Annotated in this window: 25 protein-coding genes; 10 read left to right on the top strand and 15 right to left on the bottom strand. The window is 63.5% G+C overall.

The features are described 5' to 3' along the window. Positions 1–24 precede the first annotated feature (24 nt). From H0482_RS06120 to htpX, 5 genes are all read right to left on the bottom strand, one after another. On the bottom strand, positions 25–1,368 hold the full coding sequence (locus H0482_RS06120) for a lipopolysaccharide biosynthesis protein (RefSeq protein ID WP_193729176.1): 1,344 nt from the start codon (positions 1,366–1,368) through the stop codon (positions 25–27). Between the two features lie 125 nt (positions 1,369–1,493). Beyond that, positions 1,494–3,077 carry a bifunctional phosphoribosylaminoimidazolecarboxamide formyltransferase/IMP cyclohydrolase gene (purH, locus tag H0482_RS06125; protein WP_193729177.1) on the bottom strand — a complete coding sequence of 528 codons (1,584 nt, stop codon included), beginning with the start codon at positions 3,075–3,077 and terminating at the stop codon, positions 1,494–1,496. A 74-nt stretch (positions 3,078–3,151) separates the two neighbouring features. Beyond that, entirely contained in the window at positions 3,152–4,756 is a 1,605-nt protein-coding gene (locus H0482_RS16880; protein ID WP_193729178.1) for a heparinase II/III family protein, read from the bottom strand. A 105-nt stretch (positions 4,757–4,861) separates the two neighbouring features. Further along, positions 4,862–6,163 (bottom strand): RsmB/NOP family class I SAM-dependent RNA methyltransferase, encoded by a 1,302-nt coding sequence (locus tag H0482_RS06135; RefSeq protein ID WP_193729179.1) that lies wholly within the window; start codon positions 6,161–6,163, stop codon positions 4,862–4,864. 8 nt (positions 6,164–6,171) lie between these two features. Continuing rightward, positions 6,172–7,158 carry a zinc metalloprotease HtpX gene (gene htpX / locus H0482_RS06140; protein WP_193729180.1) on the bottom strand — a complete coding sequence of 329 codons (987 nt, stop codon included), beginning with the start codon at positions 7,156–7,158 and terminating at the stop codon, positions 6,172–6,174. 82 nt (positions 7,159–7,240) lie between these two features. On the opposite strand from htpX, the gene H0482_RS06145 reads away from it, so the two are divergent. Next, positions 7,241–7,462, top strand: coding sequence for a DUF1674 domain-containing protein (locus H0482_RS06145; protein WP_193729181.1), 222 nt, complete (start codon positions 7,241–7,243; stop codon positions 7,460–7,462). Between the two features lie 99 nt (positions 7,463–7,561). Here H0482_RS06145 and H0482_RS06150 read toward each other — a convergent pair whose 3' ends face one another. The 6 genes from H0482_RS06150 to ccmA form a co-directional block, all read right to left on the bottom strand. Beyond that, positions 7,562–7,702 carry a Flp family type IVb pilin gene (locus tag H0482_RS06150; protein ID WP_210319100.1) on the bottom strand — a complete coding sequence of 47 codons (141 nt, stop codon included), beginning with the start codon at positions 7,700–7,702 and terminating at the stop codon, positions 7,562–7,564. Positions 7,703–7,772: 70 nt separating this feature from the next. Then, positions 7,773–8,306, bottom strand: a complete 534-nt coding sequence (locus H0482_RS06155; protein ID WP_193729182.1) for a DsbE family thiol:disulfide interchange protein — start codon at positions 8,304–8,306, stop codon at positions 7,773–7,775. Continuing rightward, on the bottom strand, positions 8,306–8,452 hold the full coding sequence (ccmD, locus tag H0482_RS06160; RefSeq protein WP_210319101.1) for a heme exporter protein CcmD: 147 nt from the start codon (positions 8,450–8,452) through the stop codon (positions 8,306–8,308). Before ccmD ends, H0482_RS06155 begins: the two co-directional genes overlap by 1 nt. Further along, a complete protein-coding gene (locus H0482_RS06165) occupies positions 8,449–9,210 on the bottom strand; it encodes a heme ABC transporter permease (RefSeq protein WP_230989494.1) in 762 nt (253 codons plus the stop codon). The genes ccmD and H0482_RS06165 overlap by 4 nt, the downstream gene beginning before the upstream one ends. 9 nt (positions 9,211–9,219) lie before the next feature. Beyond that, positions 9,220–9,885, bottom strand: a complete 666-nt coding sequence (gene ccmB / locus H0482_RS06170) for a heme exporter protein CcmB (RefSeq protein WP_193729183.1) — start codon at positions 9,883–9,885, stop codon at positions 9,220–9,222. Further along, a complete protein-coding gene (gene ccmA / locus H0482_RS06175; protein WP_193729184.1) occupies positions 9,882–10,508 on the bottom strand; it encodes a heme ABC exporter ATP-binding protein CcmA in 627 nt (208 codons plus the stop codon). Before ccmA ends, ccmB begins: the two co-directional genes overlap by 4 nt. Before the next feature lie 150 nt (positions 10,509–10,658). Here ccmA and acnA point away from each other — a divergent pair, with 150 nt between their 5' ends. From acnA to H0482_RS06190, 3 genes are all read left to right on the top strand, one after another. Continuing rightward, on the top strand, positions 10,659–13,415 hold the full coding sequence (gene acnA / locus H0482_RS06180; RefSeq protein WP_193729738.1) for an aconitate hydratase AcnA: 2,757 nt from the start codon (positions 10,659–10,661) through the stop codon (positions 13,413–13,415). A 132-nt stretch (positions 13,416–13,547) separates the two neighbouring features. After that, entirely contained in the window at positions 13,548–14,291 is a 744-nt protein-coding gene (locus tag H0482_RS06185) for a DUF1223 domain-containing protein (RefSeq protein WP_193729185.1), read from the top strand. A gap of 341 nt (positions 14,292–14,632) precedes the next feature. Then, positions 14,633–14,977 (top strand): DUF2794 domain-containing protein, encoded by a 345-nt coding sequence (locus tag H0482_RS06190; RefSeq protein WP_210319123.1) that lies wholly within the window; start codon positions 14,633–14,635, stop codon positions 14,975–14,977. Between the two features lie 111 nt (positions 14,978–15,088). Here H0482_RS06190 and H0482_RS06195 read toward each other — a convergent pair whose 3' ends face one another. Together H0482_RS06195 and H0482_RS06200 are read right to left on the bottom strand one after the other, a co-directional pair. Beyond that, entirely contained in the window at positions 15,089–15,586 is a 498-nt protein-coding gene (locus H0482_RS06195) for a GNAT family N-acetyltransferase (RefSeq protein ID WP_193729187.1), read from the bottom strand. Positions 15,587–15,682: 96 nt separating this feature from the next. Continuing rightward, positions 15,683–16,408, bottom strand: a complete 726-nt coding sequence (locus H0482_RS06200) for a Bax inhibitor-1/YccA family protein (protein WP_193729188.1) — start codon at positions 16,406–16,408, stop codon at positions 15,683–15,685. 219 nt (positions 16,409–16,627) lie between these two features. On the opposite strand from H0482_RS06200, the gene thpR reads away from it, so the two are divergent. The 4 genes from thpR (at position 16,628) to rlmN (ending at position 19,828) form a co-directional block, all read left to right on the top strand. Next, entirely contained in the window at positions 16,628–17,167 is a 540-nt protein-coding gene (thpR, locus tag H0482_RS06205; RefSeq protein ID WP_193729189.1) for an RNA 2',3'-cyclic phosphodiesterase, read from the top strand. Positions 17,168–17,382: 215 nt separating this feature from the next. Continuing rightward, positions 17,383–17,904, top strand: coding sequence for an invasion associated locus B family protein (locus tag H0482_RS06210; RefSeq protein WP_193729190.1), 522 nt, complete (start codon positions 17,383–17,385; stop codon positions 17,902–17,904). 88 nt (positions 17,905–17,992) lie between these two features. Then, positions 17,993–18,499, top strand: coding sequence for an invasion associated locus B family protein (locus tag H0482_RS06215; RefSeq protein WP_193729191.1), 507 nt, complete (start codon positions 17,993–17,995; stop codon positions 18,497–18,499). Between the two features lie 120 nt (positions 18,500–18,619). After that, positions 18,620–19,828: a 23S rRNA (adenine(2503)-C(2))-methyltransferase RlmN gene (gene rlmN / locus H0482_RS06220; protein WP_193729192.1), complete on the top strand. Its 1,209-nt coding sequence runs from the start codon at positions 18,620–18,622 to the stop codon at positions 19,826–19,828. Positions 19,829–20,040: 212 nt separating this feature from the next. On the opposite strand, the gene H0482_RS06225 is transcribed toward rlmN, so the two are convergent. After that, a complete protein-coding gene (locus tag H0482_RS06225; RefSeq protein ID WP_193729193.1) occupies positions 20,041–20,901 on the bottom strand; it encodes a 23S rRNA (adenine(2030)-N(6))-methyltransferase RlmJ in 861 nt (286 codons plus the stop codon). Beyond that, positions 20,901–21,548, bottom strand: a complete 648-nt coding sequence (locus H0482_RS06230; protein WP_193729194.1) for a LysE family translocator — start codon at positions 21,546–21,548, stop codon at positions 20,901–20,903. Before H0482_RS06230 ends, H0482_RS06225 begins: the two co-directional genes overlap by 1 nt. 106 nt (positions 21,549–21,654) lie before the next feature. Between H0482_RS06230 and H0482_RS06235 the strand changes: the two genes are divergently transcribed. Beyond that, positions 21,655–22,878: an argininosuccinate synthase gene (locus H0482_RS06235; protein WP_193729195.1), complete on the top strand. Its 1,224-nt coding sequence runs from the start codon at positions 21,655–21,657 to the stop codon at positions 22,876–22,878. A gap of 51 nt (positions 22,879–22,929) precedes the next feature. Further along, the gene (locus H0482_RS06240; RefSeq protein WP_193729196.1) at positions 22,930–23,502 is read left to right on the top strand and encodes a phosphotransferase-like protein; all 573 of its coding nucleotides are present in this window, start codon (positions 22,930–22,932) and stop codon (positions 23,500–23,502) included. The last annotated feature ends 25 nt before the right edge of the window (positions 23,503–23,527 follow it).

The following is a 23,527-nucleotide window of genomic DNA, read 5'->3' on the forward strand; positions in this document are numbered from 1 at the left end:
GCATAACCGTACTCATGGGTACGGCTATGCCGCCGGCTTGGGAATGACGAAGATGCCCAGAATGGTGGTGTCGAGGCCGATGCGATAGCGGCAATAGAGCGCGATGGCGATCTGGGCGATGATGCGCGCGCCCATATTGGTCAAGGCCGCCCCGACAATGCCGAAGAGGGGAATGATCACAATCTGCACCGCCAGGCCGACCAGGGTGATGCTGCCGAAGAGCACGACATAGGCGCGCTCGTGCCCGGTCATCATCATGACGATCTTGGATGGTCCGGTAATGGCGTCGAAGAGCAGGCCAAAGGACAGCAGGATGAGGATCAGCCAGCCCTCGGCATAGGAGGGGCCGAACAATCCCAGGATTTCCGTGCCGAAAGCGGCAAAGCCGGCAAAAATCACGAGCGAGAAGACGAAACCCGCCCAGGCGCAGAGCGCGGTGATGGCCTGGGCCTTGCGCAGGTTCCTCGCGTGATAATGCTCGGCCACCATCGGGGCGATGACCAGTTCGATAGCGAAGGTGAAGAGCGTCATCAGCCCGGCGGTACGGAAGGCGTTGAAATAGAGCCCGGCATTTTCGAGGTCGAGCAATAGCCCAACCAGAATGACGTCGGCATTGAGGGCGATGGTTTCGATGAGCGCGCCGAGCAATAGCCAGATGCTGAGGCGGCCCCAATGGCGCCAATGGGCCCTGACCGGCGCCAGAAGAGGCCTGATAATATAGTCGCGCCGCGTGGCAGCCAACATTTGCAGCGCCAGCACGGCTAGCAACAGGGCTGCCGACAGCGCCAGTGCGTCGGGCCCGCTCAGGATCTGGCCGAAATGGAAGAGCACCAGTACGGCGGCGGGCAGGGCCAGCCGCCAGAAGATGTCGCGCGGCAGCAGCGCCGTCCATAGCGAGCCCTGGGCGCGCAGGGCCGAGGAATTATATTCGGCCAGCGCCAGCGGCAGGATGATGAGGGCCGCGCCGAACAGATGGTTGGCGGTGTCGTCCGGCGCCAGGAAAGGCAGATAGAGGATGGCGGCGAGGCAGAGGAGAGCCGAGGCGACGAGGCTGGCGCCTATGGTAATGGTAGAGCCGGCGGCTACGGTGGCGCGGGCCGCAGCCACATCGCCCCGCCCGCGCTGCTCGGCCCAGAGCCTGATGACGGCCAGCGGCTGTCCTGCCCCCGCCAGAATGGCCAGAACGGTCGCCAGGGCCAGGCCGAAGGCAAAATGGCCGTATTCATCGGGGCTCTGGGTGCGGGAGAGCACCACATAGGTGATATAGGTCAGCCCAGCGGTCGCCACCTTGATGCCGAGCGAACCGACAGAGCGCCAAAGTCCGGCATGGAGCAGGCTTTTGAGGTCGCTGGGAATGGCAAGCGGCATGGCACGGTCTCGTCTGCCGCGCGCGGAAACGCGGCGGATGACATCGATAATGGCAGATGGCTCTCAAGAAGCTCTTACCGCTCCGGGGGCGCGCAGATTACATTTTTGTCATCGGCGCGCCCTGATCAGTGCCGGAAATGGCGCATGCCGGTCATGACCATGGCGATATCGGCGGCGTCAGCGGCGGCGATGACCTCGTCGTCGCGCATGGAGCCGCCGGGCTGGATCACCGCCCTGGCGCCGGCTTCGACCAGCGCTTCGAGGCCATCGGCAAAGGGGAAGAAAGCGTCCGAGGCGACGACCGAGCCCTGGGTCAGGGCACCCTCGATGCCGGCGGCCTGGGCGGCGTCGATGGATTTGCGATGGGCGACGCGGGCGGAATCGACCCGGCTCATCTGTCCGGCGCCGATACCGACCGTGGCCCCGTCCTTGACATAGATGATGGCATTGGACTTGACGTGCTTGGCGACCTTGGCGGCGAGCTTGAGATCGGTCAATTCCTGGGCGCTGGGCTGGCGCTTGGTGACGACCTTGAGTTCGCAATCATCGACATTGCGATTGTCGCGGCCCTGCACCAGGAGCCCCCCGGCGACCGACTTCACCGTCAGCCCCTCGGCCTTGGGATCGGCGACGCCGCCGGCCAGCAAGAGGCGCAGATTTTTCTTGGCGGCGATGATGGCCTGGGCTTCCATTGTGGCGGAGGGGGCGACGATGACTTCGGTGAAGACCTTGACGATTTCGCTGGCGGTCTCGGCGTCGATCTCGCGATTGGTGGCGACAATGCCGCCAAAGGCGGAAACCGGATCGGTGCGCAGCGCCTTGAGATAGGCGGTCCTGAGATCGGCGGCGACGGCGACGCCGCAGGGATTGGCATGCTTGATGATGGCGACGGCGGCATGTTCGGCGGGATCGAATTCGCTGACCAGCTCAAAGGCGGCGTCGGTATCGTTGATATTGTTGTAAGAGAGCGTCTTGCCCTGCACCTGGCTGGCGGTGGCGACGCCGGGACGATTATCGCCATTCTTGTAGAAGGCAGCCCATTGATGGGGGTTTTCGCCATAGCGCATGACTTCGCTCAACGTGCCGGCAAAGCTGCGATAGGTGACGTCCTTGAACGCGATCTCGCGGGCGAACCAGCTGGCGATGGCGCTGTCATAGGCGGCGGTGCGGGCATAGGCCTTGGCCGCAAGCTTCTGGCGCAATTCGAAGGGAATGCCGCCCGATTGGATGGCCGCAAGGATCGCCGGATAATCGGCGGGATCGACCACCACCGTCACAAAAGCGTGGTTCTTGGCGGCCGAGCGCACCATGGCGGGACCGCCAATATCGATATTCTCGATGATCTGGTCATAGGAAGCGCCGGAGGCGACGGTGTTTTCGAAGGGATAGAGATTGACGGCGACCAGATCGATGGGGCCGATCTGATGCGCATCCATGGCCGCAAGATGTTCGGCATTGTCGCGGACGGCGAGCAGACCCCCATGCACTTTGGGATGAAGCGTCTTGACGCGGCCATCCATCATTTCGGGAAAGCCGGTAAGCTCGGAAATTTCCCGCACGGCGAGGCCGCTCTCGCGGATCAGCTTGTGGGTGCCGCCGGTCGAAACCAGGTCCACTCCGGCTGCGGCCAGCCCCGTGGCGAAATCCACCATGCCCGATTTGTCGAAAACCGAAAGCAGTGCCCGCCCGACCTGTACTGTCTTGCCCATGGGTTATGTCTCGCCGTCAATTGAGGAGGATTTTCATCGGGCTCGCTAGCACGAAGAGGCCCGAAGGCCAATCGCTATTGCTGTTCCAGCGTGAAAATCCAGGCCACTTCGGCGCCGGGCGCCACATCGGTTTCCAGCACCAATTGGCGCGTGCGATGAAAGCCCAGATAGGAGGATTGGCGCACGCTGTCTTCCTCGTGGCACTCGGCGCCTTCCCAGAGGAAACTCCAGATCGTGCCATTGGGCAGGACGAGTCTGGCCATGCCCTCGCCGTCGGCGCGGCGCACCATGATGCCGGGGGCGAGATGGAATCGAATGGCCAGCCGGCCCTTGGCTTCGGCAGCCCCGGCGAGGATGCGATCCTGTCCCACCAGCGTGGTGCCGTCGGAAAGCAGGGTCAGCCGCCGCTCGATCTCGGCCCCGAAACGGCCGGCATAGCCCGAGGAGGTCATGGCCAGCATATGTTCGGCGGTGTCGAGCAGCATGGGCTGGCCCGCTCCGCCGGCGGCGGCGTCCTCGGCATCGATAGTGGGGGTGGAATGGGCGATGCTCTGGCGGAACAGGTCGCGGCTGTCCGGCATGTCGGAGGGCGCGGGCCCGCAGGAGCCGACGATCAATTCGCTGCCATGGGAAAATTCGAAGGCCAGGGCGCCGGCATGGCTGTCGCCGGTAAAGCCGCGCGCCGGAACCAGCCCGGAATCGGCAATGACGACGCTGTCGCCGGCGCGGACGATGCCATAGCCGCCCAGCAGCCGCGAGCGCCGCGAGGGGGTGGGGCCATTGGCCTGCACCGCCACCAGAATATCGTGCGGCACCTGTCCGCAGCCGTTGAAATAGACCGGCTCGCCACTGGACAGGGTCAGCGCGTCGAGCGCCTCGTGCATGCGGTCGATGCGGTTGGATAATTCGACCGTCGCGGGACTGCCATGGCGGGCCAGGGCGCGCCTCAGGCTGGTCAATTCCGCCAGCAGCGCCAGCTGCAGCTTCGGGTTGCGCGTCAGGTGCAGGCCGTCCGGGTCGAGCTGGCGCGCCAGCACGGCATCGAGCCGTGCCACCGCCGCGTCGATGTCGGGAATATCGGCGATATTGCACAATTCCGCCCCAAGCAGGCCGATGGCGGCGAACAAGGCCTCCACCGGCTCGACGGCCAGCGAGCCGCGCACGCGCAGGCTCTGCACCTGGGTGCCGAGGCTGCGCTGGATGGTGCGGGCCTGGTCGGGCGTCGCGCCCTCGAGCAGCAGGTTGAGATGGCGCAGCCAGTTGAGCACGCGCTGCGCGGTGAGGCTCAGCGTCCAGCTGTCATGTTCGAACTGACCTTCGCGGCCGATCCAGTCCAGCACCAGGGTGCGGGCGAACAGCCGTTCGCCGGGATCGCGCACGTCGCGGAAATGGCGGAGCCAGGAAAAGGAATGAAGATTGTTCCACCAGTCGGGATGCTCGACATCGAGGGCAAAGGGTGAGGCGCCGCCGGTTTCGAACAGTTTTGAGGCCAGCAGATAGCGCCCCGACATCATGTCGCGCACCGCGTCCCGGTCGGCGGGGCGGAAATCGGGCAGGTCGCCGGCAAAGGCGATGTCGCCCTGGCCGCGCCAGGTCCAGCGCAGCAGCGGCATGGTCACCAGCGAATCGGCGAGGCCGAACGCCCATTGCCGGCCCAGGCCGGTGAGGCGCCCGCTCACGCTTCTCGCTCCTGCGGGTCCGGCACGGAGTCATTGCTGCACATGACGGCCAATCTCATCCGTTCAGTCCCCGCCGCCATGTCGAGGGCGGCCTTTACCAAGCCTTTACCGTGTTCGGCGAAAGCGCGCCACGAAGAACCCGTCCATGCCCGTATTTCCACTGCCCGGCGTCATGGCGGGATGGGTGCGGATCAGCCCGCCTGGGGTCACCGCTTGGGGAAGGTCTGCAAGCTCTTCCGGGCTTATGGGAAAAAGTTCGAGCTCGGGCAAGGCTTTGAGAGCCCAATCCACCTGCAATTCGCCTTCTTCCTGTTCCAGCGAGCAGGTGCAATAGATGAGAGTGCCGCCGGGCTTGAGGCAGCTTGCGGCATTGGCCAAAAGGCTCTGTTGCAGCCGCACCCGTCCGGCAATGTCGCCGGCGGAGCGGTGCCAGAGCACTTCGGGATGACGGCGGAACGTGCCGGTCGCCGAGCAGGGGGCATCGAGCAGCACGCCATCGAAGGCGGCAGGGGGGGCATAGCTCGAGGCGTCGGCCTCGACGATGTTGGGCGCATAGCCCAGCCGGTCCATATTGGCGCGCAGCCGCTCGAGGCGCCTCGCATCATTGTCGAGCGCGGTAACCGCATAGCCGGCCTTGCCCAATTGTGCCGTCTTGCCGCCGGGCGCGGCGCAGAGGTCGAGCACGGCGCTGCCCGGGGGGAGGGCGAGGAGGCGCGCCGGAATGGCGGAGGCGGCATCCTGCACCCACCATCGTCCGTCATCATAGCCCGGCAAGGCTTCGACCGCCCGGTCGCGGCTTTCCAGCCGCAGGCTGTCGGCAAGGATCACTTCGCCATCGAGCGCGGCGATGAGTTCGGGATCGGCGTCGCGCAGTGTCAGGTCGAGCGGCGCGCCGGCAATCAGGGCCTCGGCGAAGCGCCCGACATTGTCGGCGCCGTAAAGCCCGGTCCAACGCTGGCGCACCGGCTCGGGCAGGAGCAGCGCGTCATCCATCAGCCCATAGCGGGCCGAATTGGCCTGGGCCTTGCGCAGGACCGCATTCATGAGCCCGGCGAGATGGCGGGCCTTGTTGTCGCGCTTGACCGCCTCGACGGCGAGAAAGAGGGCGCTATGAGCGCCCAGATCGGGCAGGAACACCAATTGGGCCAGCGACAGGCGCAGCACCGCTTCGAACGTGCCCGAGCGCGGCGGCAGGCCCTTGTCGAGCAATTCGGCCAGCATGACGTCGATCTGGCCGTGGCGGCGCAGGGCGGTGGTGACGAGGTTCTTGGCCAGGGCCCGGTCGCGGCCATCCGGCAGGTCCTTGGCCGGAAGGGGCGTGAAATGCTCGCCGCCCAAGACGGCTTTCAGCCAATTGGCGGCGACGAGGCGGAGTTTGAGGCCCGCAGGATCGGGTTTATAGGCCAATTGTCATTCTATCCCCAGGGACCGCGCGCACCGCCATCGTCTTCGGTGCGCCCCACGGTCGGCACGCGCCAGCCGCCGCCGATATCGCGGTCGCCGGAGGCGGGGCGCGGACGGGGCTGGGGGCGGCGTCCCTTATCGTCCAGGCTCATCTCGCCCGCAAGCTTTTGCAGGGCGGCAATGCGGTTACCGGTGTCGGGATGCGTGGAAAACAGGTTATCCATCCGCTGCCCGTTGAGGGGATTGACGATATACATATGGGCCATGGCCGGAATGCGCTCGGCGGCGACATTGACCTGGCGGCCGGCCAGAGCGGCAATCTTGTGCAGCGCCGACGCCAGGGCCAGGGGATCGCCGGCGATCATGGCGCCGTGCTTGTCGGCCTCGTATTCGCGGGTGCGACTCACCGCCATCTGCACGATCATGGCGGCGACGGGGGCGAGAAACACCATGAGCAGGGCGCCGATGCCGCCGAGCGGATTGTCGCGATTATTGTTGCCGCCGCCAAAGAACAGACCGAACTGGGCCAGGGCCGAAATGGCGCCGGCCAGCGTGGCAGTGATGGTCATGGTGAGGGTGTCGCGGTTCTTGATATGGGCCAGTTCATGCGCCACGACGCCGGCCACTTCACGGGTCTCGAGCTGGCGCAACAGGCCCGAGGACACGGCCACGGCGGCATTGTCGGGGTCGCGGCCGGTGGCGAAGGCATTGGGCTGGTCGGTCTCGATGATATAGACGGCGGGCGTGGGAATGCCGGCGCGCTTGGAGAGCACATCCACCATGTTGAACAATTCGGGGGCGCGGGAGCGCTCCACCGGCACGGCGCCCTGCATGGAGAGCACCATCTTGTCCGAGTTCCAATAGGCGAACAGATTGGTCAGCGCGGCAAAGACCAGGGCAATCATCATGCCGCCGGTGCCGCCGAGGAAATAGCCCACCACCATGAAGAGCGCGGTTAGCCCCGCGAGCAGGACAAAGGTGCGGAAGGCATTGAACATTGGTCGAACCCCTTGGGTTGGATCGTTTGTCCAACTATGTTGTGTGTCAAAGGGTTCCGTGCAAGCGGCTGGATGAAGTGTAATGTCGGATCACGAGATCGATGCGCAAGGGGTCGGGCCCGAAACGTCCGAGCCGAAAATTTTGTCACCGGCTGCCCGGCGGGCTTTGGCCGAGGCGGAGGCGCGCCGGCTGGCGATCGATGCAGCCACGGCGATGGCGCCCAAGGAAAAAGGCGGACGAGGCGGGCTGGAGCCGGGCCGCTATGGCGATTGGGAGATCAAGGGCCTGACCAGCGATTTCTAGCGCGGTGCGGGGTCTGGACCCGATACGTCCCCATTGGCGTCGCCCGAACAAGCCGGGCAATGACGATTGCGGAGATTTGAGGGATCGACCTTGCGGGCGTCAGCCCAGAATGTCGGTGATATTGTAGCCGGCGGCGGAAACGGCGAAGGTGGTGGCGACGGTGAGGATGGCGGCAATCAGGCCATATTCGATGCCGCTGACGCCGCTTTGGTCACGGAAAAAACTCTTCAAGAAACGCAAAACTGGAACTCATCACTAAAGGCTAACGGTACCTAAATGCCGAAACAAAGCTGAATGAAAGCTGAACGGATCAGCTTTTGAGCCGGTCGATGGCCGGCTTGAGTTCGGTGTCGATGGCGTTCTGGGTCAGCGGGCCGACATGCTTGTAGATGATGACGCCCTCTTTATTGACGAGGAAGGTCTCGGGCACGCCATAGACCCCCCAATCGATGGAGACGCGGCGATTGCGGTCGGCGCCGACGGCGTCATAGGGATTGCCCAGTTCGGCGAGGAAGGCGCGGGCATTTTCCGGGGCGTCGGAATGGTTGATGCCGAAGAGGCGCAATGCCGTATCGGCCTTGAGTTTTTCGAGCAGCGGATGCTCGTCCCGGCAGGGAACGCACCAGGACGCAAAGACGTTGACGATGACCGGCTCGCCCGAGAAGTCGGCATCGCCGAAGCCGGGCACCCCAAGTCCTTCCACCGGCGCCAGGGTGAATTGGGGCACTTTCTTGTCGATCAGCGCCGAGCGCACCAGGCTTGAATCGCGGTCGATGGAAAAGGCGAAGACGGCCACCAAAGCCGCCAGCGCCAAAAGCGGCAGGACGAAAAACAGATACCGCATCAGCCGCGCTTGTCCCCGAGGCTCGCCAGCCGGGCTGAGATGCGGCGCGCGTCGAAAATGGTCCAGGCGATGAGCCCGGCAATGCCGGCAAAAACCCCGATATAGGCGGCGGCGATGAAGGCGGCGTGTTGACCCAGATCGATCATGCGATGGCCTCCCGTGCCGCCTTGCGCTCGAGCGTGGCGAGGCGGCGGCGTCGCACTTCGGTGCGCATCGACACCAATTGCAGGGTGATGAACAGGAAGGTGAAGGCGAAGAACATGGCAAAGAGCGGCATGAGCAGCGAACCGGGCATGCGGGGGCCATCGGCGGTGAAGACGCTGGCGGGCTGGTGCAGGGTGCTCCACCAATCCACCGAGAATTTGATGATCGGCACATTGACCGCGCCGACCAGGGTAAAGATGGCGATGACGCGGGCAGCGCGCAATTGATCGTCGAAGGCGCGCCACAGCGCCACGATGCCGAGATAGATGAAGAGCAGGATGAGCGTCGAGGTCATGCGCCCGTCCCATTCCCAGAACGTGCCCCAGGTGGGCCGGCCCCACATCGAGCCGGTGAACAGCGCCATGGCGGTAAAGGCGGCGCCCAGGGGGGCTGCGGCCTTCATCGAGACATCGGCCATAGGATGGCGCCAGACCAGCGTGCCCAAAGCCGAAACGGTCATGGCGCCATAGACGAACTGACTGAGCCAGGCGGAAGGCACGTGCACATACATGATGCGCACCGTATCGCCCATCTGGTAATCGGCGGGCGAATTGAAGAAGGCGAACCAGACGCCCAGCGCAAAGAGCAGGGCGGTCAGGATGACCAGCGGCCAGACCAGATAGGCGGTCCAGGCGAGGAATTGACCGGGATGGGCCAGCCGGTCCCACCAGCGCATTTTGGGTGTGCTTTCGATTGTCATGACGGGGCTCTACTCCTCGCCCCAGTCTATCGCAAGTGCCGCGGCAAAGGGAGCCAGGCTCGCCGAGATGAGACTGAGTGCCGCAAGGAACAGCAAAGCGGCCCTGGCCTGGTCGGGTCCGCCCATGGGGGCGATGGCGCCGACGCCGAAGATCAGCACCGGTACGCAGAGCGGGGCGATGAGGATCGGGGCGAGAAAGCCGCCCCGGCGGATGGAGACGGTCACTGCCGCGCCGAAGGTGCCGAAGGCGGCCAAAGCCGGGGTGCCGAGCAGCAGCGAGACCAGGGTGCGCCAAAAGCTTTCTATGTCCATGGCCAGGATCAGCGCCAGAAAGGGCGAGACCAGGATCAGCGGCAGGGCGCTGGTCAGCCAATGGCTGATCACTTTTGCGGCAATGACGGCGGCGAGCGGCGTTTCGGCGAGCCGATAGAGCGCCAGCGTTCCGTCTTCGCTGTCGGGCCGGAACAGGCGATCGAGCCCCATCAGCATGGCGAGGAAGGCGGCGATCCAGATAATGCCCGGGGCGATCCGGGCGAGCAATTCCTTGTCCGGCCCCAGGGCGAAGGGCACCAAGGCGCCGGTGATGACGAAGAACAGGAGGAGGGTGAGGATTTCGCCGCTGCCCGAAAAGGCCAGGCGCAGTTCCCTCTGCAAGGCGCCAAAAACCCCCTTCATGGCCTCGCTCCCAGCGTGAGAGTGGCGAGGCCGGGCACGGCGATATCGTCATGGGTGGCGATGATGGCAAGGCCGCCCTGGGCGAGATGGTGTGCAAGGAGCCGCGCCAGCAGGGCCGCGCCATCCCGGTCGAGGGCGGCGCTGGGTTCGTCGAGCAGCCAGAGGGGGCGCGGCGACACCAGCAGCCGGGCCAGCGCCAGCCGCCTTTGCTGCCCGGCCGAGAGATAGCCGGCATCGAGATTTGCTGCCTTGCCCAGCCCCACTTCCGCCAGCGCCGCGTCGCGCGCGAGACCGTGATCGCCGTTGATGGCGATCCAGAAATCGAGGGTTTGGGCGACGCTGAGCCTGGGCCGCACCGCGTTCTTGTGGCCGCAATAATGCAGGAATGGCCCGGCTTCGGGATCGCGCCCGACAAACTCGATCGTGCCGTCCAGCTTTGGCAGCAATCCGGCCAGGGTCAAAAGGAGGGTGGATTTACCCGAGCCATTGGGCCCGCGCAGCAACAATCCGGCGCCCGGCGCGAGATCGATGGCGATGCCGCTGGCGAGGACATTGTCGCCCCGGCCACAGGCAAGGCCCTGTGCCTTAAGAAAAAGCTGCGAAAAGACTTGCCGATCTGTCATGGCCCCATCTCGTATTGAACCCATGGTCGTACTGGCAAGGGCAATTGCGATTGATTATAAGTCCAAGAGATTGGACTCATTCCAGAAATACGTGACTTTCGGCGGCCCCACCTGCCTGGAAAATCGCGTCAGCAGCAAGAAGGACGGAGCATCGTGACACAGATAGACAGCTTCAAATCCAAGTCGACGCTTACTGTCGGGGACAAGAGCTACACCTATTATTCCATCCTCGAAGCGGAAAAGAACGGCCTGGCCGGTGTTTCCAGGCTGCCCGGCTCGATGAAGGTGGTGCTGGAAAACCTCCTGCGCTTCGAAGACAATCGCACTGTCACCAAGGCCGATATCGAGGCGGTGGCGGCCTGGCTGGTGTCGCGCACCAGCGAGCACGAGATTTCCTATCGCCCGGCGCGCGTCTTGATGCAGGATTTCACCGGCGTGCCCGCCGTGGTGGATCTGGCTGCCATGCGCGACGCCACGGCCAAGCTCGGCGCCGATCCGCAAAAGATCAATCCGCTGGTGCCGGTCGATCTGGTCATCGACCATTCGGTGATGGTGGATTCGTTCGGCACGCCGCTGGCCTTCCAGCAGAATGTCGAGCTCGAATATGAGCGCAATGGCGAGCGCTATGAATTCCTGCGCTGGGGCCAGTCGGCCTTCGACAATTTCCGCGTCGTGCCGCCGGGCACCGGCATCTGCCATCAGGTGAACCTCGAATATCTGGCGCAGACCGTGTGGACCAAGGACGAGAACGGCGAGACGATCGCCTATCCCGATACGCTGGTGGGCACCGATTCCCACACCACCATGGTCAATGGCATGGCCGTTCTGGGCTGGGGCGTGGGCGGCATCGAGGCCGAAGCCGCCATGCTGGGCCAGCCGATCACCATGCTGATCCCGGAAGTGGTGGGCTTCAAGCTGGTCGGCAAGATCAATGAAGGCATCACCGCAACCGACCTGGTGCTGACCGTCACCGAAATGCTGCGCAAGAAGGGCGTGGTCGGCAAGTTCGTGGAATTCTACGGCCCGGGTCTCGATTATCTCAGCCTCGAAGACCAGGCGACCATCGCCAATATGGCCCCCGAATACGGCGCCACCTGCGGCTATTTCCCGGTCGATGCCGATACGCTCAAATTCCTCGCCACCACCGGGCGCGATGCCGACCGCGTGGCGCTGGTCGAAGCCTATTCCAGGGCGCAGGGCATGTTCCGCACTGCCGAGAGCGACGATCCGGTCTTCACCTCCTCGCTCGAGCTCGACCTCTCCACCGTCGTACCCTCGCTTTCTGGCCCCAAGCGTCCGCAGGACCGCGTGGCCCTCAAGGATGTGACCTCGGCCTTTGCCGCGGCACTGCCCGAATTGTCCGGCGGCCGCATCGAGCGCACCAAGCTGCCCAAGGACAAGCAGGAAAGCCGCTTCGTGGATGAAGGCGCCACTGGCGTCAGTGACATTCCCGAGGAAGCCGCCTTCCCGGTCAAGGGCTGCGACTACAAGATCACCGATGGCTCGGTGGTGATTGCCGCCATCACCTCCTGCACCAATACGTCCAACCCGTCCGTTCTGGTCGCGGCCGGTCTGGTCGCCCGCAAGGCGCGGGCGCTGGGGCTCAATTCCAAGCCCTGGGTCAAGACCTCGCTGGCTCCCGGCTCGCAGGTGGTCACCGATTACCTGACCGCAGCGGGCCTGCAGGACGATCTCGACGCCATCGGCTTCAATCTCGTCGGCTATGGCTGCACCACCTGTATCGGCAATTCCGGCCCGCTGCCGCAGGCTATTTCCGATACGATCAACGAGAACAAGCTGGTCGCCGCCTCGGTGCTCTCGGGCAACCGCAATTTCGAGGGTCGCGTGAACCCCGACGTGCGCGCCAATTACCTCGCCTCCCCGCCGCTGGTCGTCGCCTATGCGCTGCTCGGCACGCTCAATGTCGACATCGCCACCGCGCCGCTCGGCAATGACAAGGATGGCAAGCCGGTCTATCTGCGCGACATCTGGCCCACCAATCACGAGATCGCCGAGATCGTGCGCAAACACGTCAATGCCGACATGTTCCGCGCCCGCTATTCGGACGTATTCAAGGGCGACGCGCATTGGCAGGCCATCGCCGTGGAAGGCGGGGAAACCTATGGCTGGAATTCGGCCTCGACCTATGTGCAGAACCCGCCCTATTTCGACGATCTGACCATGGAGCCCAAGCCAGTCACCGATGTGGTCTCGGCCCGGGTTCTCGCTCTCTTCCTCGATTCCATCACCACCGACCATATTTCCCCGGCCGGTTCGTTCAAGGCCTCCACCCCGGCGGGCAAATATCTCGAAGAGCGCCAGGTCGCGCCCAAGGATTTCAACTCCTATGGCGCCCGTCGCGGCAATCATGAGGTGATGATGCGCGGCACCTTCGCCAATATCCGCATCAAGAACATGATGCTCGATGGCGTCGAAGGCGGCTTCACCAAGGGGCCGGATGGGGCGCAGATGCCGATCTATGACGCGGCCATGGCCTATCAGAAGGCGGGCACGCCGCTCGTGGTCTTTGCCGGCAAGGAATATGGCACCGGCTCCTCGCGCGACTGGGCGGCCAAGGGCACCAATCTGCTTGGCGTCAAGGCGGTGATCGCGCAGAGCTTCGAGCGTATCCACCGCTCGAACCTGGTCGGCATGGGCGTCATTCCGCTGCAGTTCAAGGATGGCGAGAGCTGGCAGAGCCTGGGCCTCGATGGCAGCGAAACCATCGACATTGCCGGGGTCGAAACCATCGTGCCGCGCGCCAAGGTGATGGTGAAGATCACCCGCGCCGACGGTTCGGTGCTGGAGATTGAAACCCGCTGCCGCATCGATACCGCCAATGAGCTGGATTATTTCAAGAATGGCGGCATCCTGCATTACGTATTGCGGAGCCTCGTGGCCGCGTAAGCAGCGCTTACATTACAGGTTTTAGAGGAAATGGCGGCCTTCGGGCCGCCATTTTCGCTTTTGGGAAGAAGTTGTCCGCCCTCACCCGCTTTTGACTAGGCAGGCGGCGGCGCAGCGGCTTAAAACCTTGCCATGCTGTTCCGCCCCGCCTTCGGTCTCATTGCCGGCCTTGCCCTTTCGCTTGCCCCTGCAGGTGGGACCATTGCCGAATCGAGGGGCACCGGTCCGAGGGCGGTGGTGGAATTGTTCACCAGCCAGGGCTGTGCGCAATGCCCGCCGGCCGATGCGCTGCTCACCAGCCTCGCCGAGCGCGGCGATGTCGTGGCCCTGGCCTATCATGTCGATTATTGGGACTATATCGGCTGGCAGGACACGTTTGGCAGCAAGAGCTTTTCCGACCGCCAGCGCGGCTATGCCAAGGGCTGGGGCTCGTCCCGCATCTATACCCCGCAAATGGTGATCAACGGGGCCGAGGGGGTGATCGGCTCGCGGCGCGACGCGGTTCAGGATGCCCTGGCCTCGGCGCAATTGCCGCTCAAGGTCAGCCTTGTTCAGCAGGGTGACATGCTGGCGATCCGCGTGCCCGCCGATGCCCGCCTCGAGGACGCCAATATCTGGATGGTGCGCTATCTGGTGCGCGCCGATGTCGGCATCGATGCCGGCGAAAATGCCGGACGGAACATGGTCTATACCCAGGTGGTGACCGACAGGCAGATCCTGGGCATGTGGGAAGCCGAGGCCGGTGCCGAGATCAAGCTGCCGCTGGCCGGACTGGCAGGCGCCGAGCGGGGCAATAGCGGCCTCGCCATCCTGGTGCAGAACGAGCGCAACGGCTTGCCCGGACCTATTCTGGGCGCGACGCTCTACGAATTCTGATCCGCCTCGTATCCGAGGGATGCGCAATCCTTATCGGGCGTAAAAAAAGCCCGCTCCCTGGAGGGGGGAGCGGGGACTGACTATGGTCAACTCAGAATTGGGGGCGGCTGGCAGAGAGGCGTCGTAGTTTGGGGGCTCGGTCGGCCTCTCCGCCAGCCACTGGAGGCAATGATTGAACCTTGACCGGCCAATGGGGCGTCAAAAGGGAAGGATCGTGGCTGAATTGGGGAATTTTAGGCCCCTTGCGCCATTGCACAAATCGGTCGATCATCAGGCGGTGACCACACAGGCATAGAGGCGGCGTGTACAATCCCGCGGATAAGTCAGGGAACACTCTTTCGCTGGTGCATGTGGGAGAACCGCAGGCGCAACACAAAAGCCCCGTGCAATCAATCGTCGCCTTCGACCGGCGGGAATTGATGCAGCTTCTTTCGGTCTATGGCCGCAAGGTGGGCGCGGGCGAGTGGCGCGACTATGCCATGGATTTCCTCAAGGACCGTGCGCTGTTCTCGATCTATGCTCGCGTCTCGGAGCGTCCGCTTTTCGTGGTCGAGAAAAATCCCAAGCTGCGCAACCGGCAGGGCCAATATATGGTCGCCAACCAGCAGGGCATGATCCTCAAGCGCGGTCATGACCTGGCGCAGGTCTTGCGCGTGCTCGATCCGCACCTGGTCGTGGTGGGGTGAGCCTGCGCAAGCGCAGCATCGTTTCCGGCTTGTTTTGAGCGCTGTTTGCTTTTCGAGCACTGCCTGATCAGGGCGGGCCGACCATGAGATGGGGCAGCATGGCCATGAAGTTCAAAGCGCCTTTTGCAGATGCACGATGTCGTGCCAGCGTTCGAATTTATAGCCCACACCGGTGTAATAGCCGACCTTGTTGAAGCCGAAGCGTTCGTGCAGCCGGATCGAATTGGCGGTATCGGCGGTGATCACCGCCAGCATCTGCCGGAAGCCGAAGGTTTTTGACTGGGCCAGCAATTCGGCGAGCAGCAGCGTGCCCAGGCCCTGCCCGGTCGCATCGGGATCGAGATACACCGAATCCTCGGCGGTGAAGCGATAGGCGGCGCGGGGCCGGTAAGTGCTGGCATAGGCATAGCCCGCCACCTTGCCGTCGCGCTCGGCAATGATCAGCGGGTGGCCGAGCTTGACGATTGCCGCATACTTTTCCGCGATTGCCGCTTCCCCGGGCGCCTCGGTGTCGAAGGTGATGGCGCTGTGCTCGACATAATGGCGGTAGATCGCTGTGATGGCGGGAATGTCCGACCAGCGAAAGGGGCGAAGAATGGCGTCTGACATGATGGTGCGCAAAGAAAAGGACCGCAGCTTTTTACGCTGCGGTCCGGTTTGACGTCCAACCAAATTCCTTGATCCGGCGATCAAGGACTTCGCTTGTTATTCGCGATTGCCGAACAGGCGGAGCAGCATCATGAACAGGTTGATGAAGTCCAGATAGAGCGAGAGCGCACCCATGATGGCGTTCTTGGCCATGACGTCGGCGCCATAGGCTTCCGAATAGCTTTCCTTGATCTTCTGGGTGTCATAGGCGGTCAGACCGGTGAAGATCAGCACGCCGACCACCGAGATGACGAAGTCCATCATCGAGGAGGCCATGAAGATGTTGACGATCGAGGCGATGATGATGCCGATCAGGCCCATCATCAGGAAATTGCCCATGCCGGTCAGGTCGCGCTTGGTGGTGTAGCCGTAAAGGCTCATCGCGCCGAAGGTGGCGGCGGTGATGAAGAACACCTTGGCGATGGAGGCGCCGGTATAGACGAGGAAGATCGAGCTCAGCGACAGGCCCATCACGGCGGCAAAGGCCCAGAACACGGCCTGTGCGGCGGGCACGGAGAGCTTGTTGATGCCAAAGCTGAGCACCAGAACGAAAGCCAGTGGCGAGAGCATCAGCACGAAGGCCAGCGGGCTGCCATAGAGCAGTTCGGCATTGGCCTGGCTCGCCATGGCCCATTGGCTGGTGAAATAGGCGACCAGGCCGGTCACCACCAGGCCCAGGCCCATGTAATTGTAGACGCGCAGCATATAGCTGCGAAGACCCTCGTCGATGGCCAAGGCCGAGCCGGCCCGCGCATTGAGGGTCTGACGGTCATATTCAGCCATTTTCAGGCTCCTTCATCCGAAACTAACAGGTGCGGTTCCATACCGCCGTGGGCAATCGGCTTTTGCCACTTGGCACGGAATATGGTGATAGTCTCATTGATTGACAAGGATAAACGGGCCGAAATGGTATCGGGTCTGGCCCGGTAAAATCATTGTGTTAGGCTCGGGGGCAGGAATCGTCACGCCTGACCGCCAGGCTTGCCTGCCAGGGAGGACATCATGCCCCGGCTTTTCACCGGCCTCGAAATTCCCCAGGACATCGCCTTTGCCCTTTCGCTCAAGCGGGGCGGTCTCAATGGCGCGCGCTGGATCGAGCCGGAGAATTATCACATCACCCTGCGCTTTATCGGCGATGTCGATCATCAGACCGCCGATGAGGTGGCGGTCAGCCTCGGCCGGCTGGCCAATTCGCTGCAATTTCCGGTGCGGCTGACGCATCTGGGCAGTTTTGGCGGCGACAAGCCGAGGACGCTGTTTGCCGGCATCGAGCCTTCCGAGGCGCTGCGCAACCTGCAGGCGGCGCAGGAACGGGTGCTGCAAATGGCCGGCCTCGCGCCGGATGGGCGCAAATTCATGCCCCATGTCAGCCTGGCGCGGCTGCGGGGAATTGCGGCCGAGGAGGTCGCCCGGTTCATCGCCGAGGCGGCGCGCTTCGAGCCGCTGGGCTTCGTGCCGGCGCGCTTCGTCTTGTTTTCCAGCCGCGATTCGGTGGGTGGGGGGCCATATCTGGTGGAGCAATCCTATTCGCTGGCGGCGTGAGACCGGACTTCGCCAGGCGTTAGCCTTGCCTTAACCCTTTGCGGACAAACCGGGCGGACATTCGGCCTTCTCGCCAAATTGCCGCCGCGATTGGCTTTCATTTGAAACGAATGCCGTCAAAATCCGGCGGATTTGACACCTTGGTAACCATGTTCGGTCCATTCTGTGCGGGCAGGCATTTCCGAACGGCAGCAAGACAAGAGGAAGAATTGGCGATGACGACGAAAACCGGCCGCCTTCTAGCCGGGCTCACTCTAGCCGCTTTCATGGCCGTGGCGCCCGTTGCGCAGGCGCAGCAGGCAACCGAATTGGGCACGTTCAATGCCTGGTCGGCCTATACGGCGAGCGATGCCAGCGGCCAGCTTTGCTTCATCATCGGCGAGCCGAGCAAGAGCGAGCCGGCCGGCGCCAATCGCGATCCGATCAAGTTCCTGATCGTGCATCGCAAGGGCATGGGCTCCAAGAACGAAGCGCAGACCCAGATCGGCTATCCCTATAATAGCAGCGACGCCAAGGCGTCGGTCAGCATTGACGGGCGCTCCTATACGATGGCGGCGCGCGGCTCCACTGCCTGGCTGGCCTCGGCCGGCGACGAGGCCGGTTTCGTGACCGCGTTCAAGGCGGGCAGTCAGATGGTGGTGCGCGGCACCAGCCAGCGGGGCACCAATACGGTGGATACCTATTCGCTGTCCGGCGCCACTGCGGCCATGAACGCCATTGACGCGGCCTGCCGGTAAGGGCTTGCCCCAAGCGGCCGAAACCTCATAACTGGGCGCCGGGTCACAAGGCCCGCCGCCTGTCGCCGTATTCGAGAGCAGAATTTCGATGATCTCATTCCGCCTGTCGCTCCTCGCCCTTGCCGCCGTCACGGCGTCCGTACTTCCGGCGCAGGCGCAATCGGCGCGGGTATTGGGGGATTTTCGTGATTGGTCGAGCTATGCCGCCGATGACGGCATGGGCACGATCTGCTTTGCCATGACGCGGCCCAAGAGCACGCAGCCGCTGCCGGCGGGCTATGGCGAGGCCTATATCTATGTCACGTCCCGTCCTGCCGAGGACGTGGTCAATGAGTTCAACGTCGTGGCCGGCTATACTTTCCAGACTGGCTCGATGGCAATTGTCAGCATTGGCGGGCAGAGCTTCAATCTCTTCACCCAGGGCGACGCGGCCTGGCTCGACGATGCCAGCCAGGCGGCCAATCTCGCCTCCGCCATCCGCGCCGGCTCGACCATAACCGTGCAGGGCATTGCCGCGGACGGCACCAGCATCGTGCAATCCTATTCCCTTTCCGGCGCCACCGCGGCGCAGCAGGCAGTCGGCGCGGAGTGCTGATCCCGCTTTCGGGCCCGGCTCCGGTTTTGCATTCCTGCTTCCCGGCAGCGTGACTTTGCGCCGGGACGGCGCTTGTGCTACACGGCTTGCACTTTCCCCCATTTCGAGCCCCGTCGCGCCATGAGCATTGCGCTGAACCTTGATCATTCCAGTGCCGTGCGTCCCGCAGCGGCCAGCCGTCCATCGCTGATCGGGCTGTCCAAGGCGGGCCTTGCCGACATGCTGGTCAGCCATGACGTGGTCGGCGAAAAGGAAGGGCGGATGCGCGCCAGCCAGCTCTGGAACTGGCTTTATGTGAACGGGGTCACCGATTTCGAGCGCATGACCAATGTGGCCAAGCCCGTGCGCCAGAAACTCTCCGACACCTTTAATCTCGATCGCCCGGAAATCGTCACCGAACAGGTATCGATGGATGGCACGCGCAAATGGCTGTTCCGCTTTCGCGATCCGGCCAATCCCAATATGCCCCCGGTCGAGGTCGAAACCGTCTATATTCCGGAAAGCGATCGCGGCACGCTTTGCGTCTCCTCCCAGGTCGGCTGCACCTTGACCTGCTCGTTCTGCCATACCGGCACGCAAAAACTGGTGCGCAACCTCACCGCCGGCGAAATCCTGGGCCAGATCCTGATGGCCCGCGAGCGCCTGGGCGATTTTCCCGGCGGCACCCGTCCCGATGACGGGGGCCTGGTGCCCGGCGGGGAGACCCGCGCCATCACCAATATCGTGATGATGGGCATGGGCGAGCCGCTCTATAATTACGACAATGTCAAAGCTGCGCTGCTGATCGCCTCGGCCGGCGACGGCATGTCCATTTCCAAGCGCCGCATCACGCTCTCGACCTCCGGCGTCGTGCCCTATATCGAGCCGACCGGCCGCGAGATCGACGTCATGCTGGCCATTTCGCTGCATGCCGTGCGCGACGATCTGCGCGACGTTCTGGTGCCGATCAACAAGAAATGGCCGCTCAAGGACTTGCTCGAGGCCTGCAGGAATTATCCCGGCCTTTCCAATGCGCGCCGCATCACCTTCGAATATGTGATGCTCGACGGCGTAAATGACAGCGACGCGGAGGCGCGCGAATTGGTGCGGCTCCTGGCCGGTATTCCCGCCAAGATCAATCTCATCCCGTTCAATCCCTGGCCCGGCTCCAATTACGGCACCTCGCCCTCGGGCCGCATCGAGCGCTTTGCCGACATCGTCAACAAGGCCGGCTATGCCTCTCCGGTGCGCACGCCGCGCGGCCGCGACATTTTCGCCGCCTGCGGGCAGTTGAAGAGCGAAAGCGAACGGCTGAGCAAGAAGGACCGGGACGCGCTGCTGGTGCTTTAGGGCTTTCCGGTCTTGTGGGAACCGTTCCTTCCTTCGTTACCGCCCGGCCTGTCCGGGCGGTCCTTCAGGACAGGCTGGCGTACTGGACTGCCCGGATAAACCGGGCAGTGACAAAACGGGGGATAGCTCAAGGGGCCCAAATGCACCGCTGAAACAGGCTTTTTCTGTCCACTGCTTCAGGCTTCGACCAGCCGCCGCATAGGTGAGAGCGTTTATTTGGCGACCTGTTCCCCCGCCACCCAATCCACGCTCCAGCCTCCGCGCTCCTCGACACCGAGCAGATCCGCCAAAACCGGCAGGATCAGGCGCATTTCTTCTTCCAGCACATAGGGCGGGTTGACCACGATCATGCCGGTGCCGTGCAGGCGCGGCGGCGTGGAGGGCGGGCTTGTGGTCAGTTCGATGCGCAGGATTTTGGCAATGCCGGTCGCCTTGAGTGCCTTCACATAGGCATCGACCTCGCCCGGTTCCTTGATCGGATACCAATAGGCGTAGAGCCCGCCCGGCCAGCGCTGGTGGCCCTGAACCAGACTTTTGACCATGCGGGAAAATTCGCCTTTTTCCTCGAAGGGCGGATCGACCAGAACGAGGCCGCGCTTTTCCCTGGGCGGTAAATGGGTGCCGAAAAGCTTCCAGGCATCGAGTTCGGTGATGCGGGTCTGGAAATCGCCGGCGAAATTCTCCTTGAGCCGGTCGGCATCCATGGGATGCAGCTCGAACCCCATCAGCCGGTCCTGCGCGCGCAGCATGTGCCGGGCGATGAAGGGCGAGCCGGGATAATAGCGCAGATTGCCGTCAGGATTCTGTGCCCTGACCGCTTCGAGATAGGGCGCGACGAGGCGGGCTATATCGTCCGGCAGGGCCGCGTCCAGCACAAGCCCGATTCCGGCCTGCCATTCCCCGGTGCGTTCGGCCTGTTCGCCGAAAAGGTCATAGATGCCGAGGCCCGCATGGGTGTCGAGCACCCGGAACGCGGCGTCCTTGCGCTGGAGATAGGCGAGGATGCGGGTGAGGATGATGTGCTTGACCACGTCGGCGAAATTGCCGGCGTGAAAGGCGTGGCGGTAATTCATCAGTGGCGGGCCTGTGCGGTCAGGATCGTGGCGGCAAAGGCGGTGAAGATGGCGGCAAAGCTCCAGTTGAGCGCCCGCTCCACCCAGATGCTGCGCTTGAAGGCGGCGGCCAGCCAGCCGGCGGCCAGGACGGTGCCGATGCCGAGCGGAATGGACACGGCGACGAATTCCAGGCCGAGGAAGAACAGCTTGCCGGTGGCGCCCGGATCATGGGCATCGACGAATTGGGGCAGGAAGGTCACGAAGAACAGCACGACCTTGGGATTGAGCAGGTTGATGCCGATGCCGGTCATGAAACTCTGGCGCAGGGTCGGCGGCTTTTTCGCCGCTTCGGCAAGGCGCAGTCCGCCGCCGCTGGTAATGGCCTGCCAGGCGAGCCAGAGCAGATAAAGCGCCCCGGCGATCTTGAGCGCGAAGAACAGCGGCGGGGCGGCGATGATCAGCACCGAAATGCCGAAGGCGACCAGCGATGTATGCACGAGAATGCCCGCCATGGCCCCGAACATGGCGGCCATTCCATGGGCGCGCCCGTAATTGATGGCGCGGCTCATCTGCAGCGCCATGTCGGGCCCCGGCGTGATGGCCAGGACAATCGTGGCCAGTGCGAAGGCAAGGATGACGGGAAAGTCGGGAATGACGGCTTGCATGGCGGAGGCTCAAGAATCTTGCGCGCGGACAATTGCACCAAAGCCCGTGCCTGACTAGGGTGCGCCCGAATTCGGGCCGTTCCGGCCATCATTACCGAGACATAAAATGGCAAAAGACATCAAAAAGGTCGTGCTGGCCTATTCGGGCGGCCTAGACACCTCCATCATCCTCAAATGGCTGCGGGAAACCTATGATTGCGAGGTGGTGACATTCACTGCCGATCTGGGCCAGGGCGAGGAGCTGGAGCCGGCGCGCAAGAAGGCCGAGATGTTCGGCATCAAGGACATCTATGTCGAAGACCTGCGCGAGGAATTCGTGCGCGATTTCGTCTTCCCGATGTTCCGCGCCAATACGGTCTATGAGGGCCAATATCTGCTCGGCACCTCCATTGCCCGCCCGCTGATCGCGAAGCGGCTGGTCGAGATCGCCCATGAAACCGGGGCAGACGCCATTTCCCATGGTGCCACCGGCAAGGGCAATGACCAGGTGCGGTTTGAATTGACCGCCAATGCGCTCGATCCCGCCATCAAGGTGATCGCCCCCTGGCGCGAATGGGATCTGCGCAGCCGCACCGCACTTCTGGCCTATGCCGAAGCCAACCAGATCCCCATTGCCAAGGACAAGCGCGGCGAAGCCCCGTTCTCGGTCGACGCCAATCTGCTGCATACCTCGTCCGAGGGCATGGTGTTGGAAGACCCTGCCGTGCCCTTCCCCGATTACGTGCCGCAACGCACGACGGACCCGGAAAAGGCCCCGAACGAACCCGAAATCATCACTATCGGCTATGAGAAGGGCGATCCGGTCTCCATCAATGGCGAAAAGCTGTCGCCGGCGGCGCTCCTCACCCGGCTCAACGAATTGGGCGGCAAGCACGGCATCGGCCGTCTCGACCTCGTGGAAAACCGCTTTGTCGGCATGAAGTCGCGCGGCCTTTACGAGACCCCGGGCGGCACGATCATGCTGGTGGCCCACCGCGGCATCGAATCGCTCACCCTCGACCGCGGTGAAGCCCATCTCAAGGATGAGCTGATGCCCAAATATGCCGAATTGATCTATAACGGCTTCTGGTATTCGCCGGAGCGCGAAATGCTGCAGGCGCTGATCGACAAGAGCCAGCAATTCGTCACCGGCGAGGTCAGCGTCAAACTCTATAAGGGTTCGGCCAGCGTCATCGCCCGCACGTCGCCCTATTCGCTTTATTCCATGGACCTCGTGACCTTCGAAGAGGGCGCTGTGGCCTATGACCACAAGGATGCCGAGGGTTTTATCCGCCTCAATGGCCTGCGGCTCAAGACCTGGGCCGCCCGCAACCAGAAGGCGCGGGGCTGATCGATTGGGAAGGGGCGGACCGCAAGGCCGCCCCTTTTTTTGGAGCCTGCCATGGCCGGGCGTATTCTCATCCTCAATGGCGCGCCGCGCGCCGGCAAAACCAGCCTTGCCCGGGCGGTGCAGGCCGAAATGCCCGGACAATGGATCAATTGGGGCGTCGACGCCTTCAACGCCGCCCTGCCCGCCGCGCTGATGCCGGGCATCGGTCTCAGGCCCGGGGGGGAACGGCCCGATCTCGAGCCGCAAATGCGCCGGCTCTATGCGGCGTACTTTGCCGCCATGGCGGCTCTGGCGCGGCAGGATTTCGACGTGGTGGCCGATCTGGGCCTGCATGCCGATTATGCCAGCCCCTTCGATCCGATGGATGAGATGGAACGGGCGCTGTCCGGCCTGGCGGTGACGCTGGTGGGGGTGGATTGCGCCCTCGACATCATCATGGCGCGCCGCAATGCCGATCCGCGCGGCGGTTTTTATGCGGTCGGTCCGGGCATTCCGCCGCCGGTGCAGCGCTGGCAGGACGCGGTCCATGCCCATAAAAACTATGCCATCCGGCTCGATATGGGGGTTTTGACGCCCGAGGCCGGCGCCGCGCTGCTCGCCCCGCTGCTGGGGGTCGGCGATTGAGCGTCTCCGGCTTAATCGCCCGTTA

Origin of the sequence: Devosia faecipullorum, from assembly GCF_015158295.1 — a bacterium.
Taxonomy (GTDB): domain Bacteria; phylum Pseudomonadota; class Alphaproteobacteria; order Rhizobiales; family Devosiaceae; genus Devosia; species Devosia faecipullorum.

What these genes read in the sequence shown, in the direction of transcription:
- H0482_RS06185 (WP_193729185.1), top strand. Translation starts at nt 13,548, where the DNA reads ATGCTGTTCCGCCCCGCCTTCGGTCTCATTGCCGGCCTTGCCCTTTCG.
- H0482_RS06145 (WP_193729181.1), top strand. Translation starts at nt 7,241, where the DNA reads ATGTCGGATCACGAGATCGATGCGCAAGGGGTCGGGCCCGAAACGTCC.
- H0482_RS06120 (WP_193729176.1), bottom strand. Translation starts at nt 1,368, where the DNA reads ATGCCGCTTGCCATTCCCAGCGACCTCAAAAGCCTGCTCCATGCCGGA.
- H0482_RS06215 (WP_193729191.1), top strand. Translation starts at nt 17,993, where the DNA reads ATGATCTCATTCCGCCTGTCGCTCCTCGCCCTTGCCGCCGTCACGGCG.
- purH (WP_193729177.1), bottom strand. Translation starts at nt 3,077, where the DNA reads ATGGGCAAGACAGTACAGGTCGGGCGGGCACTGCTTTCGGTTTTCGAC.
- ccmB (WP_193729183.1), bottom strand. Translation starts at nt 9,885, where the DNA reads ATGAAGGGGGTTTTTGGCGCCTTGCAGAGGGAACTGCGCCTGGCCTTT.
- ccmD (WP_210319101.1), bottom strand. Translation starts at nt 8,452, where the DNA reads ATGATCGATCTGGGTCAACACGCCGCCTTCATCGCCGCCGCCTATATC.
- H0482_RS06225 (WP_193729193.1), bottom strand. Translation starts at nt 20,901, where the DNA reads ATGAATTACCGCCACGCCTTTCACGCCGGCAATTTCGCCGACGTGGTC.
- htpX (WP_193729180.1), bottom strand. Translation starts at nt 7,158, where the DNA reads ATGTTCAATGCCTTCCGCACCTTTGTCCTGCTCGCGGGGCTAACCGCG.
- H0482_RS06235 (WP_193729195.1), top strand. Translation starts at nt 21,655, where the DNA reads ATGGCAAAAGACATCAAAAAGGTCGTGCTGGCCTATTCGGGCGGCCTA.
- H0482_RS06165 (WP_230989494.1), bottom strand. Translation starts at nt 9,210, where the DNA reads ATGACAATCGAAAGCACACCCAAAATGCGCTGGTGGGACCGGCTGGCC.
- rlmN (WP_193729192.1), top strand. Translation starts at nt 18,620, where the DNA reads ATGAGCATTGCGCTGAACCTTGATCATTCCAGTGCCGTGCGTCCCGCA.
- ccmA (WP_193729184.1), bottom strand. Translation starts at nt 10,508, where the DNA reads ATGACAGATCGGCAAGTCTTTTCGCAGCTTTTTCTTAAGGCACAGGGC.
- H0482_RS06200 (WP_193729188.1), bottom strand. Translation starts at nt 16,408, where the DNA reads ATGGCTGAATATGACCGTCAGACCCTCAATGCGCGGGCCGGCTCGGCC.
- H0482_RS06155 (WP_193729182.1), bottom strand. Translation starts at nt 8,306, where the DNA reads ATGCGGTATCTGTTTTTCGTCCTGCCGCTTTTGGCGCTGGCGGCTTTG.
- H0482_RS06230 (WP_193729194.1), bottom strand. Translation starts at nt 21,548, where the DNA reads ATGCAAGCCGTCATTCCCGACTTTCCCGTCATCCTTGCCTTCGCACTG.
- H0482_RS06195 (WP_193729187.1), bottom strand. Translation starts at nt 15,586, where the DNA reads ATGTCAGACGCCATTCTTCGCCCCTTTCGCTGGTCGGACATTCCCGCC.
- H0482_RS06210 (WP_193729190.1), top strand. Translation starts at nt 17,383, where the DNA reads ATGACGACGAAAACCGGCCGCCTTCTAGCCGGGCTCACTCTAGCCGCT.
- thpR (WP_193729189.1), top strand. Translation starts at nt 16,628, where the DNA reads ATGCCCCGGCTTTTCACCGGCCTCGAAATTCCCCAGGACATCGCCTTT.
- H0482_RS06240 (WP_193729196.1), top strand. Translation starts at nt 22,930, where the DNA reads ATGGCCGGGCGTATTCTCATCCTCAATGGCGCGCCGCGCGCCGGCAAA.